Source organism: Exiguobacterium sp. Leaf196 (assembly GCF_001423965.1).
Lineage (GTDB): Bacteria > Bacillota > Bacilli > Exiguobacteriales > Exiguobacteriaceae > Exiguobacterium_A.
Map to the genome: position 1 here is coordinate 40,372 of NZ_LMPV01000012.1, position 15,892 is coordinate 56,263.

Consider the following 15,892-nt stretch of genomic DNA (forward strand, 5'->3'; position numbering starts at 1 on the left):
ATTTTTTTAACCGTTATCGAAAGCGCTTTCGATAATTGTTTGACTAGGAAAGGAGCAATTCAATTGTCTACCACATCAATGCAAGATTTACTGCAAACGTTACGAAATCGTTCATCGATTCATCAAGACGGTCTTGAAATCGTCGATAAGCCGATTCCCGACGTCTCGACTCCAGGAACACTCGATCCGCGTGTCCGTGAGGTCATCCTCACGCAACGTCCATCGGTCTCGATTCCGGAAGGTGCGTCGCCAGTCGAACTGGCGCGTGCCGGAATGGGCTGGGACAATGAAGATATGACGACACGGCAGATTTCAACGGACGTCCTCTCGATTCCAAGACCCGATACCACGATCGAAGCACGGCTGTATCGTCCAGAAGCAGCGCGTCCGCTCCCGCTCGTCGTCTATTTCCACGGCGGTGGATTTTTCGGTGGCACGCTCGAGACGGTCGAGAATCCATGTAAGGCATTAGCAGATAAAGGGAACGTCGCTGTCTTGTCGGTCGGCTACCGATTGGCGCCAGAGCATCCGTTTCCGACAGGGCTTGAAGATTGTCATGCATCGATTGATTGGGCAGTTGAACATGCCGATCGACTCGGGATTGATCCAGGCGCAATCGCGGTTGCCGGCGATAGTGCCGGTGGGAACTTAGCGACGGTCTGTTGTCTACTCGACCGCGAGCGTCCGACGCCGTATATTCGCTATCAAGTCTTATATTATCCGGTCGTTAATGTCGGTGAACATCCGAATTCGGAATATGACTGGACACTTGAAGCATATGACCGACAAACGGAACCTGAGCTACTCGAACGGATCATTTTTTCGCTACAAGATGAAGAAGGTGTTCTCGAGCAATGGTATGTCCAAGCAAGTGATTCGAAGGATCCACGGATCTCGCCGTTGTTCGCGACGCTCACCGATTTACCAGAGGCACTCGTCATTACAGGGGAGTTTGATTACTTACGTCTTGAAGGAGAAGCATATGCGAAAAAACTCGCGCGTGCCGGCGTCAAAACACGCTATCTCCAGTACCGCGGAATGGAACATGCTTTTCTCGATAAACTCGGTCTTTATCCGCAAGCCGAAGACAGCTTAGATGAAATCGCGAAGGATTTAAAACGACTCTTTTCTCAAACTAATTAAAAAGGTGGATGACTGATGACATACACGCTCGATTGGCAAGCCTATACACAGCTCGCACGACAGACCGTTGCTGAAGGAGCGGTGCTCTTACAAAACGATGGTGTACTCCCGTTGCAACCCGAAACAACGGTCGCAGTCTTTGGACGTAACCAGTTCAACTACTATAAAAGTGGCACAGGATCAGGCGGGATGGTCAACGTCACGAACCTCGTTAGTCCACTCGACATGTTGCGCGAAGACGTGACACTGAATACGGACGTCCTCAAGGCGTACGAAACATGGCTTGAAGACCATCCGTTTGACCAAGGTGAAGGCTGGGCAGCCGAGCCATGGTCGCAAGAAGAGATGCCGCTTGACGCGACGCTCGTTCAGCAAGCAGCGCTTGATTCCGATGTTGCCTTGATCATGATCGGTCGAACGGCTGGGGAAGATCGCGACAACACAGCGGATCCAGGGAGTTACTTCCTGACGGAGACGGAACAGGAGATGCTTCGTCTCGTAACTACACACTTCAAGCAGACTATCGTCGTGTTGAATGTCGGGAACATCATCGATATGCGCTGGGTCGAAGAGACGGCGCCAAGTGCTGTCCTCTATGCCTGGCAAGGGGGGATGGAAGGTGGAACCGGGCTGAGTGATCTTTTGCTCGGACGTGTCTCACCGTCCGGGAAACTACCGGATACGATCGTCCGTTCACTCGATGATTATCCGTCGACACCATACTTCGGTCATGCCGATCGCGCGTTGTATCAGGAAGACATCTATGTCGGATACCGTTATTTCGAGACGTTCGCACCGGAAGCGGTCTTGTATCCGTTCGGCTACGGATTATCGTATACGTCGTTCAACCTTGCGACAGATGTGACGACGTCAGCTGATGCCTGGACGATTACAGCGACAGTGACGAATACCGGGCAGATGAGCGGGAAGGAAGTCATACAAGGATACCTTGAGAAATCACAAGGACAACTCGGTAACCCAACGCGTCAACTCGTGACGTTCGGCAAGACAAAAGAACTCGCACCGGGCGAGCAAGAATCTCTCACACTCGTCGTACCGTTCGCCTCGTTCGCGAGTTATGACGATAGTGGCGTTACCGGGCATAAGTCGTCTTATGTCATTGAACCTGGCGCGTATCAGCTCTATCTCGGGACGGACGTCCGGTCGGCGGTTCTAGTCGCAAGCCATTCCGTTGAGACGCTTGACGTCACGGATGTCTTAACGGAAAACATGGCACCGGTGACGGCGTTTGAACGTATCAAACCACAAGCGGCCGAAACGGGATATACGGTGACGTATGAAGCGACACCACTACGGACAATCGATCCGGAACAGCGCCGTCAACAAGAGCGTCCCGTTGACCGGACGCAGACGGAAGACGCTGGTTGGAAGTTACGCGACGTTAAAGAAGAACGGGTCACACTTGAGACGTTCCTCGATCAATTGACGGATGCGGATCTTGCAGCAATCGTTCGGGGGGAAGGGATGAACTCACCGCGTGTCACACCGGGAACGGCGGGTGCCTTCGGTGGCGTGACGGCAGAACTCGAAGCACTCGGTATTCCGGCAGGCTGTTGCGCAGATGGTCCGTCCGGGATCCGGATGGACATCGGAACGAAGGCCTTCTCGTTACCGAACGGAACGTTGCTGGCTTCGACGTTCAACACGACGTTGATTGCCGATCTATTTGAGATGACAGGTCTTGAGTTACGAAAGAACGAGATTGATACGTTGCTTGGACCTGGGATGAATCTCCATCGTCATCCACTCAACGGACGGAACTTCGAGTATTTCTCGGAAGATTCGTATCTGAATGGAAAAATGGCCGTGGCACAGCTCGACGGGATGCATCGTGTGGGTGTGACGGGAACGTTGAAACACTTCAGTGCCAACAACCAAGAGTTCCACCGGCATGATTTGGATTCAATCGTGTCTGAACGCGCGTTACGTGAGTTGTACCTGAAAGGGTTCGAGATGGCAGTCAAGGACGGGCAAGCGTACTCGATCATGACGACTTATGGTGCCGTCAATGGTATCTGGACTGCTGGCTTATATGATCAGAACACGCGGATCCTACGTGATGAGTGGGGCTTTGACGGAATCGTCATGACGGACTGGTGGGCGAAAATCAACGCCGAAGGTTTGGAAGCAAACCGTCAACAAACGGCGACGATGGTCCGTTCGCAAAACGATCTCTACATGGTCGTCGGCGAACCAGGAACGAATCCATTCGAGGATGATACGTTGACGGCTCTTGCCGATGGAACACTTCGACGTTCCGAATTACTGCGGAGTGCCGCGAACATCTGTCAGTTCCTGTTGCGTTCACCAGTCATGGACCGTGTGATGGGAACAGCAACATCGATTGATGTCCTTGGGGCACCGGTCGAAGAAGAGACACTCGAAGAGCAAGCGGTCTCGCACCAACGCCTCGTCAGTGGAGATGCGTTCCCGTTAACAGATGTTTCGACGACGACAGGCAGTAGTCACATCTTCGCCGTCACAGCAGAAGAGACAGGGATGTATCAGGTCACGTTGATGGCACGTTCGAACGCCGGAGAACTGGCCCAGATGCCGGTTATATTGTTTGCGAACAACAAGCCGGTCGCGACCTTTACCTTCAATGGAACGAACGGCGAGTGGGTCAGCCAGACGAAGGACGTCTTCGTCTTCAACCCACACAACTATTTAAAACTCTACTTTGCACTCGGTGGTCTCGAGTTAAAAGAGTTGACGTTCACGCTTGCGGAATCGTTTCATATGAAGAACGGCTGATTAGATTAGCCGGACGGAAAGGACGGATTGTGTGCAGTTTTCTATCATCAAAAAACGGGTCGAGCAACTGCTTTCCCCGTCGTTACAGGGACGGATTGCTTTTCATGCAGCTGTCTACCGGATTCAAGACAGTCCTAGTCGTGTCTGGGTGACGTTTGACGGAGAAGAGATTCTTGGAGCAGACGATTTTCGCTTCGAACGGGAAGTCGATCGGCGTTACGCGTTACGGGCTGCACAGTTACCGGAAAAACCTGACGGAGCGTTATGGCAGTCCGACTGGTTGGAACAGTCGCATGCGTTATCGGCTGAGATCGAACGACAAGTCAAACAAGACGGGTATCTAGAGAACTATGAGATGCAACAAGATTTGTTAGAGTATCCGAATCTTGCGTTTGAACAAGCACTCGTTCATCCACATCCTTTCATCCGTGGTATCGCACGGCTCGATCGGCGACTCGGCAAACGACGTTTCCTATCGCTGACGCATCAGTCTGATTTTGAACAATGGTGTGCAGATACGCGGCAAACCGTCGAACGCTGGTGACACGAAAAAGCACGCTTCCTCAAGCCGAGGAGGCGTGCTTTGCTGTTAGATTGAAAACGAGTTGACCTCGTGAATGCCTTCTTCTTCAACGAAGGCGTCGAGTAAAGCACGGACTTCGTCCGTTGAGTTCGTCTCCATCAATTTGACCCGAAGTTCACTCGCGCCGCGGAATCCGCGGACGTAAATCTTGAAGAACCGACGTAATGGCTTGAAGAGACGTGGCTCGAATTGAGCCGAGTAATGATCGTGTAGATCGAGTTGTAGACGTAACAAGTCAAGGAGTTCTTGGCTCGAATGGTCTCTTTTCTCGACTTCGAACGCGAACGGGTTGTGGAAGATCCCGCGACCGATCATGACGCCGTCGACACCATATTTCTCGACGAGTTCAAGACCGTGTTGGCGATCGTTGATATCCCCATTGATCGTCAGTAACGTCTGTGGTGCGATCTCATCACGTAACTTCTTGATTTCCGGAATCAATTCGAAGTGCGCTGGAACGGCACTCATCTCTTTACGTGTCCGGAGGTGAATCGAGAGGTTCGCGATATCTTGTTCGAGGATGTGACGCAACCAATCGTGCCATTCTTCGACCTTCGTGTAGCCGAGACGTGTTTTGACGCTGACCGGGAGACCGCCTGCTTTTGCAGCTTGGATCAGTTCAGCCGCCACTTCCGGACGATTGATCAAGCCAGAGCCTTTTCCGTTAACAGCAACGTTATGGACGGGACAGCCCATATTGATGTCGATCCCGCTAAAGCCCATCTCTGCCATACCGATACTCATTTCGCGGAAATATTCCGGTTTGTCGCCCCAAATGTGAGCGACCATGGGTTGTTCATCTTCCGTGAACTCGAGACGTCCGCGGACGCTCTGCTTGCCTTTCGGATGACAATAGCTTTCTGTATTCGTGAATTCCGTGAAGAAGACGTCCGGACGCGCCGCTTTTGCGACGACGTGGCGGAAGACAACATCAGTGACGTCTTCCATCGGTGCTAAGACGAAAAATGGTCGTGGTAAGTCCTGCCAAAAGTTCTTTTTCATAGTATATTAAACCCTTTCCTTAAGGTAATGCACATGTGTGGTTAAAGAATTTCATCAACTATACACTTTAAGCGCTCTCGTTAAAAAGTGCAAGTGAGTGCTATTCGTTACCGTGAGGAAAGAGATTGGTGTACCATATGCTGCTTCATCCAGTCCGGACCCGGAATCAGGTGTCCGGCTTCGTCCTTATAGATGACGTGTTCTGGGCGAAGTTCCGTCGGTGAGACGAGTCCTGCTGCCGCCGTCAGATTGTAGAGTCCTTCTCGTAACGAGATGATGTAGTTCGTCACGCGGAAACTTTTTTCGTCGACGATCAGCGCCTTCTGCAGTTTCGGATCAGTCGTCGCGACGCCGACTGGACAGTGATTCGTATGACAGACTTGGGCTTGAATACAGCCGACATTAAACATTAAACCACGCGCGATGTTGACGAAGTCAGCGCCGAGGGCGAGAGCGATCGCAATCTTATCAGCACTGATCAGCTTACCAGATGCGAACACTTTGACCTTGTCGCGTAAACCGGCTTCTGTCAAAAGTTGATGGGCGAACGGTAATGCGGAAAAGAGTGGTAGGCCGGCAGCATCCGCAAGTTCTTGGAACGTCGCGCCTGTCCCTCCTTCGCCACCGTCGACCGTCATGAAGTCTGGATGACGACCGGATTCTTTCATATAAGCAATCAACTGACGCATGTCTTCAAGATTACCGACGACGACTTTGATCCCGACTGGTTTTCCGCCAATCTCACGTAGACGTTCGACCCAGTTGAGCATCGTCTCTGGTGTCGTGAATTCGTTAAACCGGTTCGGACTATCGATGCCGACACCGACTTTGACCTTCCGGACAGCGGCAATCTCTTCCGTGACCTTTGCGCCTTCTAAATGTCCACCACGCGTTTTAGCCCCTTGGGCAAGTTTGAGTTCGAAGGCTTTGACTTGCGTTAACTCACTTTTTTTCTGAAACTCGTCGAACGAAAAGTCGCCGTCCTCCGTCCGGACACCGAACAGACCGGGACCAATCTGACAGATGATGTCGACGTCACCTTTGAGATGAAAGTCGGATAGCCCGCCTTCACCAGTATTCATCCAGCTTCCTTTAGCGCGACCGAGTCCAATCGATAGAGCGGTGATGGCCCGGTCACCGAGTGCACCAAAACTCATCGCTGATTGACCGATCAGCCCTTGGATTTGATAAGGGTGCCGACACGTCGTCGCCCCGATGACTGGTGCATCCTCCACTTTCAAGAGATACGGTGAGATTTGCTTCGCAACAAGATGTTCTTTCCGCGTAAACAGTTCATCGCGATCAATTTGATAAATGTGCGTATCGACACGTTCTGATTGATCGATCCGTAATTCCTGTCGATTCGTTGGAAAGAGGGCGTTTTGTACATAAAAACCAGCTTCTTCAAAATTACGTTCCGAGCCAAAACCAAGAATCCGACTTTGGTATTTGCCAGAAAGGACGGCTGTCTTGTATTCATTGCGGGAGAAGGGTTTGCCTTCGTTATTGTTGAGAAATAAGTATTGGCGGAGTTCCGGTCCCATGTTTTCGAGGATATAGCGCATCTTTCCGAGGACGGGGAAGTTGCGCAGGACCGCATGTTCTTGCTGGCGACGATCGGCGCGCCAGACGTGCCAAAGGAGGAGGGGTGGGACAAGGATGATCAACAGGGCGATGGCGAGTAAAATGAAGAGCACAATCGTATCGATAGACATCAAAATTCCTTCTTTCCCGTAGATTTCGTGTTATGTAAGTTGATACCACTGAAGCTTCTGTTACAAACTGCACCAACTGGCTATTTCCAGATTTTGAATCTTTTCTGTCAGTAATGTCGTAAATAAGACTATACATTAAAGGAGGAGACCGGTATGCATACACTTTATATGAAACAAAAAGCTTTCAGTTTGCGTGGGCGATTTGCGATTCAGGACGAAGAAGGACACGATGCGTATCACATTGAGGGTAGTTTTATGAAATTACCGAAGACCTTCACCGTAACGAACCGAAATGGAGAAGTCGTCGCTGAAATCGAGAAAAAAACGTTTAGTTTCCGTCCAGTCTTTTATGTCGAAGCAGCAGGACAATCGTTTGAAATCATCAAAGAGTTCACGTTCTTCAAGGACCGTTATACAATCAACTCGGATCAGTTCGAAGTCACAGGCGACTGGTGGGATGTCGATTTTGAAGTCCTGCAACAGGGACAACGGATTGGTCGCGTGCAGAAAAAGTGGATTTCTTGGACCGATCAGTACATGATCGAAGTCGAAGATGAAGCGATGGAAGAATTATTGATCGCCCTCGTCGTCGCGATTGATTGCGTCAAAGCGGAGGAAAGCTCGAATAACTCGTCTTTCATCAATTAAAAAGGGGAATGATGCAAGATGGAACAGTGGGATGTATACACAGCAGATCGCAAGAAAACAGGACGGCTCTGGACACGGGGAACGCCACATACAGCCGGCGATTATCATATGACGATTCACGTCTGTGTCTTTAACGCCAAGGGAGAGATGCTCGTCCAACAACGGCAACCGTTCAAATCCGGTTGGCCGAACATGTGGGATCTGACGGTCGGGGGCAGTGCGATCAGCGGGGATACGAGTCAGATGGCAGCGCAACGGGAACTGTCGGAAGAGCTTGGACTCGATATTGATTTCACGGGTGTCCGTCCCCATCTGACGATTCCGTTTGAAATCGGTTTTGATGATTATTATCTCGTCGAACAAGAAGTGGATCTGACGACTTTGACACTGCAGGAAGAAGAAGTTCAGCGTGTCGCTTGGATGACAGAAGAAGCGATCGTCAATGGGATCGAAGAAGGCTGGTTCATCGGTTATCATGAATCATTGATTCGACTGTTATTTGCCCTTCGTCATAGCTATGGCGCACATAATGAAGTATAAAAACAAGCCCTTCCGATGATCCGGAAGGGCTTGTTGATTGATTAAGCAGATTTTCGAAGTTCCGCTTCATACATGAATCTAAAACTACTTAACTTTTTAACTTCATTATTAATACTTTTGATACAAAGCCGTTTCGAAGGGAAGTAAAATACATAATTTTTATAGTGAGTATAAGAAAATACAATAAAAGAGCATCTATAAAAACTAATAAATTACATAATTAGTTAATATTTTTGAATAATTTACCGATAAAGGTATGCACAAATAATTTTTTTTAGATAGGGGAATTAAAGATGGGATTAGCTAAAACATTTATAACTGGATTATTACTTGCAATTTTAGTACTCGTTGTAAATGAAAATTTAGTAACAGCAAGTACAAAAAATTTAAAAGCAAGCGATGGGAAAAAATGTACGATTATCGGTACAAAAGGAAACGATACCTTAAAAGGTACTAACAAAGTTGATGTAATTTGCGGTTTAGGCGGAAATGATAAAATTCAGGGTCTTGGAGGAAACGATACAATTGATGGTGGAAGTGGTAATGATTCAATTGTTGCGGGGTCAGGAGACGATAAGCTATATGGAGGAACAGGAAACGATACACTCAAAGGGGAAAGTGGATCAGATTATTTTAAAGGGAACGAAGGAATCGATACCGTTTCATACAGCGAGAAGAAAAAAGATTTGAATGTCAGCTTAAACAATAAAAAAGATGATGGAGAAAAAAACGAAAGGGATTTAATTAGTAGTGATGTTGAAAACTTAACTGGCGGAACAGGAAACGATAAAATCCAAGGGAACGATCATAAAAATACGCTCGTTGGACTCGCTGGAAATGATAAAATCGAAGGTAATAAAGGGAATGATGAAATCGTCGGAAAAGAAGGTAGTGATATCTTGAAAGGCAATCAAGGCGACGATCATATTGATGGAGGACAAGGTAGTAATACATGCTATCTAGATCAAGAAGATAGTGAGAGCTCGAGTTGCCAATTGTTAAAAGACCTAGGTGATTTAGTGGTCCATGTAAAAGGAACTATTCATAACAGTGACTTGAAAGGCTGCTACTTTTTCATGAACAGTCTCATTGGGGAAGAGCCTGCTGCATCCGGTTTAATCGATAAAAACGGTCATTTTGAATTTGATGCTTTTACTGGAAAATACTATAACTGGCAGGTTGGGAAACTATTTGAGAGTGGATATACAGACTATCCTGGAAAAAATCCGGATTGTATGTCAAATGTCACTTTAGGTGGAAATATGTTCAGTCTTGAAATCATAAAAAATATGCCTGATTTTTCAATCACATTACCTGACGTCATTGAATCTACAATTAGTGTGAAAAATGCTGCTGGAAAAAGAGTAGCAGGATTGAATTCGAGTTATGTTAGCGGTGGTCAACGTCAGATTCCTTCTTCATGGGATAAGGATAGTTATTATAATTTATCAATTCCACCGTTCACAACACAGGCAAACCAAGACCAAAAAGTAAAAGTATTAGAAGGTAACGACTACGATATTCGATTAAGCGGGAAAATTTATGGAATGAAAATCTCTAGAGAATTTGAAGGTAAATGGTCTAAAAAAGTTAATCTAGTCATCCAATAATTATTTAAAATAAGTAAGCGGATACAATGTTTTTTGAAATTAATCCCTTAAAATTAATATCAAAATTAATTTGACAAATGCTGTCGAGATTACTAGAATTAGAAACAATTCATCGATGCAGCGACGCATCGGATAATCAAATAAAGAGAAAGCTATGATTGTCATGGGTCACACTATGGCAGGAGCAGCTTCTGGAGAGACCGTGTCGACACGGCGCCGAAGGGTTCACAATCTCAGGCAAACGGACAGAAGAGTAATCAGATGCAGCGACGGGCATTCGTGGAATGTCGTAGTGGCGTGTATGGGTTATTCCTTTGATTTTGTTGAGATTGGACATTCGTCCAGTCTCTTTTTTTCTTTTTCAGGACCGACAGAACGGTCTGAAGCTTAGAGAAACCATCACAAGGAGGAGTTCAGGTTTGGAACAGCAAGGATTAAAACGGGATTTATCGAATCGTCATGTACAGTTGATTGCCATTGGTGGAACGATCGGAACGGGTTTGTTTTTAGGATCAGGTAAAGCGATCCAACTCGCCGGACCATCGATCATTTTTGCCTACTTACTCGTCGGGATCGCGATCTTCTTCGTCATGCGGGCACTTGGGGAATTGTTATTGTCAAAAGCAGGTTATCAGTCACTTACGGATATCGCAGAAGATTATCTCGGACCACGTGCCGCATTCGTGACCGGTTGGACGTACTGGTTCTGTTGGATTATGACAGCGATGGCGGACATCATCGCTGTCGGTGTGTACGTCAAGTATTGGTTTGATATCCCGCAATGGATTCCAGCCGTACTCGCGCTCTTGATTTTACTTGGCTTTAACTTATTGACCGTTAAATTGTTCGGTGAACTTGAGTTTTGGTTCGCCTTGATCAAAGTCGTGACGATTCTTGCCTTGATTGGTGTCGGAATCGTCTTGCTCGCAATCGGTTTTAAAACGGACGCCGGTCCCGTGACGGTCTCGAATCTCTGGTCGCATGGCGGATGGATGCCAAACGGGATTTCTGGATTCCTGCTATCGTTCCAAATGGTCGTCTTTGCCTATGTCGGCGTCGAGCTCGTTGGGGTATCCGCAGCGGAGACAGCGGATCCGAAGAAGAACATCCCGTCCGCGATCAATAAGATTCCGCTCCGGATTCTGTTCTTCTATGTCGGTGCCTTGCTGATTCTCTTGATGATCAACCCATGGACAGGATTAAGTGCAACAGAAAGTCCGTTCGTGAAGACGTTCAGTTTGATCGGGATTCCGCTCGCAGCAGGAATCATCAACTTCGTCGTACTGACATCCGCTGCTTCTGCATGTAACAGCGGAATGTTCTCGACTAGCCGGATTCTGTATAACCTGGGAAATCAACAGCAAGCGTCGAACAAGTTCTCGAAGTTGAACAAAAATCATGTTCCAGCAAACGCCTTGTTCGTCTCGACGATCGTCGTCTCAGTCGGTGCTTTGCTCAGTAAGCTGTTACCGGGACAAGCGTTCAGTATCGTCACGACGATCAGTGCAATCTGCTTCATCTGGGTCTGGGGTGTCATCCTCGTCTGTCATCTCCGGTACAAGAAACAAAATCCGGAATTACATGCAGCATCGACATTCAAAGCACCATTGACACCATTCGTCAATTACCTCGTGCTCGGATTGTTTGCAGTCATTCTCGTCGTCATGCTGTTTGCTGACGACACACGTCCAGCCTTGTTGCTGACACCGGTCTGGTTCCTCGGACTATTCGGACTGTATCACCTCCGGAAAAAGAAACAACAAGCAGCTAATCAAAAAAGTGCGTAAGCCAAAACAAGCCGGTCGGACCTAATCCGACCGGCTTGTTTCATGGTGTATCGAAAGCACCATCCTGTAGTTGTTTCCGAAGTGCTTTAGCTTTCTTTCGAATATCGCGTTTGCTGTCCGCATCGCGCTTTCCCCATTGCCGATACATCATCGACATCCGCTGATTATCAGCGAAGCGTTTTTCATGCCGGTCGATGAAGTCCCAGTACAAGGCGTTAAACGGACAGGCATCCTCTCCGAGCATGTCCTTTTGATGAAACGGACATCCCTTGCAATAATCACTCATCTTATGGATGTAATTCGCCGAAGCGATGTACGGTTTAGTCGATAATGTTCCTCCGTCGGCATGAAGCGCCATCCCGAGGACGTTCGGTAAGACGACCCAGTCATAGGCATCGATGTACATCTCGTTGAACCAATCTGCCGTCTGTTGCGGCGAGATCGCAAACAGATTAGCGAAGTTCCCGAGCACCATCAAGCGCTGGATATGGTGATTATGGGCATGCTCGACGACAGGACGTAACGATTCAGCGACACAGTTCATGTTCGTCTTCCCGGTCCAGAAAAAGTCCGGTAGATCCGCTTCATGCCGTAGCACATTGACGGAAGCGTAGTCTGGCATCTCGGCTAGATAGACGGCACGCATGTATTCGCGCCAGCCGAGGATTTGGCGTATGAAACCTTCGACCGCATTGAGCGGAGCATCCTGTTCTTCAAGTGCTGCCTCGACTTGACGAATGACCTCTTCCGGTGTCAGTAAGCCGAGATTGATTACTGCTGACAAGAGCGAATGCGATAACGTATCTTCCCCGGTCAGCATGGCGTCTTGATACGTCCCGAACGTCTCAAGCCGCTCTTCGATGAAACGATGGAGAGCCTGCATCGCTTCCTTTCGCGTAACCGGCCAATGAAAGGAATCAAGTGCTCCTGGATGATCGGAAAAATCACGCTCGACCTTATCGATGACATCCCTTGTGATGTGGTCAGGACGAAACTGAACGGGATCCGGAAACGTCGTCCCGGACTTCGCCGGTTTCCGGTTATCGGCGTCAAACGACCACTTTCCACCGATCGGTTTAGAGCCGTTCATGAGAACGTTTCGTTCCTTGCGCAGTTTGCGATAAAACCGATCCATCTTGTATGGCTTGTCGCCAATTGCTTCGACCGCTTCTTCCTGTGTCAGTAAAAACAACGGCACATCGGAACAAACCTCGACCGTGATTTTCTTCGGTAAAGCGTCTTGCCACTTATGCATCGCCTTGCGCATCGGTTCGTCCGTGATCGCTGTATAAAATACATGATCCGGATCATGATCTTTCCGGTGCGCCTGGAATGCCTGATCGAACGAATCGGCTTCCCGGTAATCGACAGTGAAGCCCTTCTCGCGCAGTTCTTCCGCAAAATGTCGCATCGCTGAGAAGACGAGGACGAGCTTTTGTTTATGGTACGTCTTCCACTTGGAGCGCGAGGTCGCTTCGACCATCAGGATGACGTCGTCTTGTTTGTTTGCTTCCTGTAATAAAGGGAGATCGTGATTCAATTGATTGCCGAATATCCAGCGTGTCGCCATAAGTGTTCCTCCTTTTACTTTCGTTATATGATTACCGTTTTTCGTCAAAGTCATGCCTGATTGTGTGCCGGCTAACGAACATCTTCTTATTCTGAATCATCGCTTTTGCACATTTCTGAATGTAAAAGAAGTTCCTTTCTGTGCAAGCTATGATAGGGTTATAATGGAAAGGTAAGTTGTCGTCATGAGGGGGAAGTTTTTCATGACAGGTAGTCCATAATATCAACGGGGATAGGAAGGATATCATGAGCAGTATGCCTAAAAAAACAGACGTTATTTTAATTGGTGCCGGAGTCATGAGCGCGACGTTAGGGGTCTTGTTAAAAGAACTCGCGCCTGAGATGAACATCAAGGTATTCGAGAAACTCGCGAGTGCCGGGGAAGAGAGCTCGAATGAGTGGAACAATGCAGGAACAGGTCACGCCGCACTATGCGAACTGAACTATACGACGGAAAATGCTGATGGTTCGATCGACATCAGTAAAGCGATCAAAGTAAACGAACAGTTCCAACTGTCGCGTCAATTCTGGTCGCATCTCGTCAAGGAAGGTGTCTTGCCGAATCCGAAAGAATTCATCATGCCGATTCCACATATGAGCATGGTCGAAGGAACGGAAAACGTCGAATTCCTGAAAAAACGATTGGAAGCGCTATCAGCGAATCCGTTGTTCGCAGGGATGGAATATTCAGAGGATCCAGCGAAATTAGCCGAGTGGATTCCACTCATCATGAACGGGCGGACGTCACCAGAGCCGATCGCCGCGACAAAAATCGATTCAGGAACGGACGTCAACTTCGGTGCGTTGACACGAATCCTGTTTGAATATCTCGCACAGCACGATGTAGAGATCAACTACCAGCACGGTGTCGAAGACTTGAAGCGTGTTGACGGGGGTTGGGAAGTCAAAGTAAAGAATGAACGGGATCACCGGATTGAGCATCATACGGCGCAGTTCGTCTTCATCGGGGGTGGCGGCGGTAGTCTACCGTTGCTCCAAAAAACAGGCATCGAGGAATCGAAGCAAATCGGTGGTTTCCCGGTCAGTGGTTTATTCCTCGTCTGTAAAAATCCTGAAATCATCGAACAGCACCATGCGAAAGTCTACGGAAAAGCGAAAGTCGGAGCACCACCGATGTCAGTACCGCACTTGGATACACGGTACATCGATGGGAAGAAATCACTCCTTTTCGGACCGTTCGCTGGCTTCTCACCAAAGTTCCTTAAGACAGGATCGAATCTTGATTTGATCGCGTCTGTCAAACCGAACAACGTCTTGACGATGCTTGCTGCGGGAGCGAAAGAGATGGGATTGACGAAGTATCTGATCGAACAAGTCCTCTTGTCGACGGAGCAACGGATGAACGAATTACGAGAGTTCATCCCGAATGCGAAGACGGAAGACTGGGATGTCGTCGTCGCTGGTCAACGTGTCCAAGTCATCAAGGATACACCGCAAGGAAAAGGGACACTCCAATTCGGAACAGAGGTCGTCAGTGCAGCCGACGGATCTGTTGCGGCCTTACTTGGGGCGTCGCCAGGTGCCTCAACAGCGGTTCCGGTCATGCTCGAAGTGCTCGGAAAATGTTTTCCGTCCGAACTACCGGCGTGGGAAGCAAAAATCAAGGAGATGATTCCGTCTTACGGAATTTCGCTCGTCGAACATCCAGAACTATTCGAGCAGATTCATGCAGAAACAGCAAAAACGCTTGAACTTGAACAAGGTCAACCGATTCGCTAAACGAAAAACCGTCCGACTCTACGAGAGCCGGACGGTTTTTCGTTTAGCGGAAGCTACGGAAGAAACGTGTTTTCTTTAGAGCAATCCCGACTGGAATCGCAACGAGGATTCCGACGACATTTTGTGTGATGTTTCCTGGAATTGAAGCGGCTGGTGCGACCCAGTTGCTGTAGAGAATACCTTCACAAACATAGTAAACAGCAAGCATAACGGGAGCAGAAACAATCATTGCAAAAATATTTAAGCCTGGATTGTCTCCTTTGTATCGCGAAGACCAGGCGATACGTCCGACAATATATCCTTGGAGTCCTCGAGCTACGATTGTAAATGGAGCCCAGAGTGTCCATCCACTGATAAGGTCAAACAAGCCCATGCCGATTGCTCCGGCAATCAGTGCTGTCCGTGGACCGAATAAAATCGCAATGAGAAAGAGCATCGCTGTTCCCATATGAACGAGACCACCACTTGAAGCGATTGGCAATTTGATGTTGATAAACAGTGTCGCAACAAGGACAAGTGCGATCGACATCGCAGTGATAACGAGCTGACGGGTACGAGTGCTAGAATACGGTGCTGCTTTTTGCATGTGGCTAACCTTCTTTATGATAGATTTTAAGATATCTTCAATCTATCAGATGACTGGACTAGTCAAAAGTGTCAACTTTGAACTATTTATAGGGGTCAGATTTGAATACAAATCCTCATCTGTTTTTAATTCCAGAAGAATACGATCTATTGATACAGTTCAGAATGAAAAAATCTATAAAACAGTCGCTCTTT

General features: G+C 48.1%; 12 protein-coding genes and 1 riboswitch. Of the genes, 8 read left to right on the plus strand and 4 right to left on the minus strand.

From position 1 onward, the window contains the following. Positions 1–63 precede the first annotated feature (63 nt). The 3 genes from ASG02_RS14435 to ASG02_RS14445 are packed head-to-tail and all read left to right on the plus strand — an operon-like array spanning position 64 to position 4,462. Entirely contained in the window at positions 64–1,143 is a 1,080-nt protein-coding gene (locus tag ASG02_RS14435; RefSeq protein ID WP_235514050.1) for an alpha/beta hydrolase, read from the plus strand. A 15-nt stretch (positions 1,144–1,158) separates the two neighbouring features. Next, the gene (locus ASG02_RS14440; RefSeq protein ID WP_056064661.1) at positions 1,159–3,918 is read left to right on the plus strand and encodes a glycoside hydrolase family 3 C-terminal domain-containing protein; all 2,760 of its coding nucleotides are present in this window, start codon (positions 1,159–1,161) and stop codon (positions 3,916–3,918) included. A gap of 31 nt (positions 3,919–3,949) precedes the next feature. Next, positions 3,950–4,462, plus strand: coding sequence for a hypothetical protein (locus ASG02_RS14445; protein ID WP_056064664.1), 513 nt, complete (start codon positions 3,950–3,952; stop codon positions 4,460–4,462). 45 nt (positions 4,463–4,507) lie between these two features. Here the strand turns inward: ASG02_RS14445 and ASG02_RS14450 are convergent, their stop codons facing one another. Next, positions 4,508–5,503, minus strand: coding sequence for a tRNA-dihydrouridine synthase (locus ASG02_RS14450; protein ID WP_056064667.1), 996 nt, complete (start codon positions 5,501–5,503; stop codon positions 4,508–4,510). Positions 5,504–5,610: 107 nt separating this feature from the next. Continuing rightward, on the minus strand, positions 5,611–7,218 hold the full coding sequence (locus ASG02_RS14455) for an FMN-binding glutamate synthase family protein (protein WP_056064669.1): 1,608 nt from the start codon (positions 7,216–7,218) through the stop codon (positions 5,611–5,613). Positions 7,219–7,371: 153 nt separating this feature from the next. On the opposite strand from ASG02_RS14455, the gene ASG02_RS14460 reads away from it, so the two are divergent. The 4 genes from ASG02_RS14460 to ASG02_RS14475 all read left to right on the plus strand — a co-directional run bounded on the left by ASG02_RS14460 (position 7,372) and on the right by ASG02_RS14475 (position 11,803). Next, complete coding sequence (locus ASG02_RS14460) at positions 7,372–7,866, plus strand: LURP-one-related/scramblase family protein (protein ID WP_056064672.1); 495 nt, start codon at positions 7,372–7,374, stop codon at positions 7,864–7,866. An 18-nt stretch (positions 7,867–7,884) separates the two neighbouring features. After that, on the plus strand, positions 7,885–8,406 hold the full coding sequence (locus ASG02_RS14465) for an NUDIX domain-containing protein (RefSeq protein WP_056064675.1): 522 nt from the start codon (positions 7,885–7,887) through the stop codon (positions 8,404–8,406). Between the two features lie 293 nt (positions 8,407–8,699). After that, a complete protein-coding gene (locus ASG02_RS14470) occupies positions 8,700–10,016 on the plus strand; it encodes a calcium-binding protein (protein WP_056064678.1) in 1,317 nt (438 codons plus the stop codon). A gap of 181 nt (positions 10,017–10,197) precedes the next feature. After that, positions 10,198–10,275, plus strand: a riboswitch (glycine riboswitch). Between the two features lie 160 nt (positions 10,276–10,435). After that, positions 10,436–11,803: an amino acid permease gene (locus tag ASG02_RS14475; RefSeq protein WP_056064681.1), complete on the plus strand. Its 1,368-nt coding sequence runs from the start codon at positions 10,436–10,438 to the stop codon at positions 11,801–11,803. A gap of 40 nt (positions 11,804–11,843) precedes the next feature. Here ASG02_RS14475 and ASG02_RS14480 read toward each other — a convergent pair whose 3' ends face one another. After that, positions 11,844–13,373, minus strand: coding sequence for a cryptochrome/photolyase family protein (locus ASG02_RS14480; RefSeq protein ID WP_056064684.1), 1,530 nt, complete (start codon positions 13,371–13,373; stop codon positions 11,844–11,846). Positions 13,374–13,618: 245 nt separating this feature from the next. Between ASG02_RS14480 and ASG02_RS14485 the strand changes: the two genes are divergently transcribed. Further along, positions 13,619–15,112, plus strand: coding sequence for a malate:quinone oxidoreductase (locus ASG02_RS14485; protein ID WP_056064686.1), 1,494 nt, complete (start codon positions 13,619–13,621; stop codon positions 15,110–15,112). A 43-nt stretch (positions 15,113–15,155) separates the two neighbouring features. Here ASG02_RS14485 and ASG02_RS14490 read toward each other — a convergent pair whose 3' ends face one another. Beyond that, positions 15,156–15,698 carry an ECF transporter S component gene (locus ASG02_RS14490; protein WP_035411781.1) on the minus strand — a complete coding sequence of 181 codons (543 nt, stop codon included), beginning with the start codon at positions 15,696–15,698 and terminating at the stop codon, positions 15,156–15,158. Between the last annotated feature and the right edge of the window lie 194 nt (positions 15,699–15,892).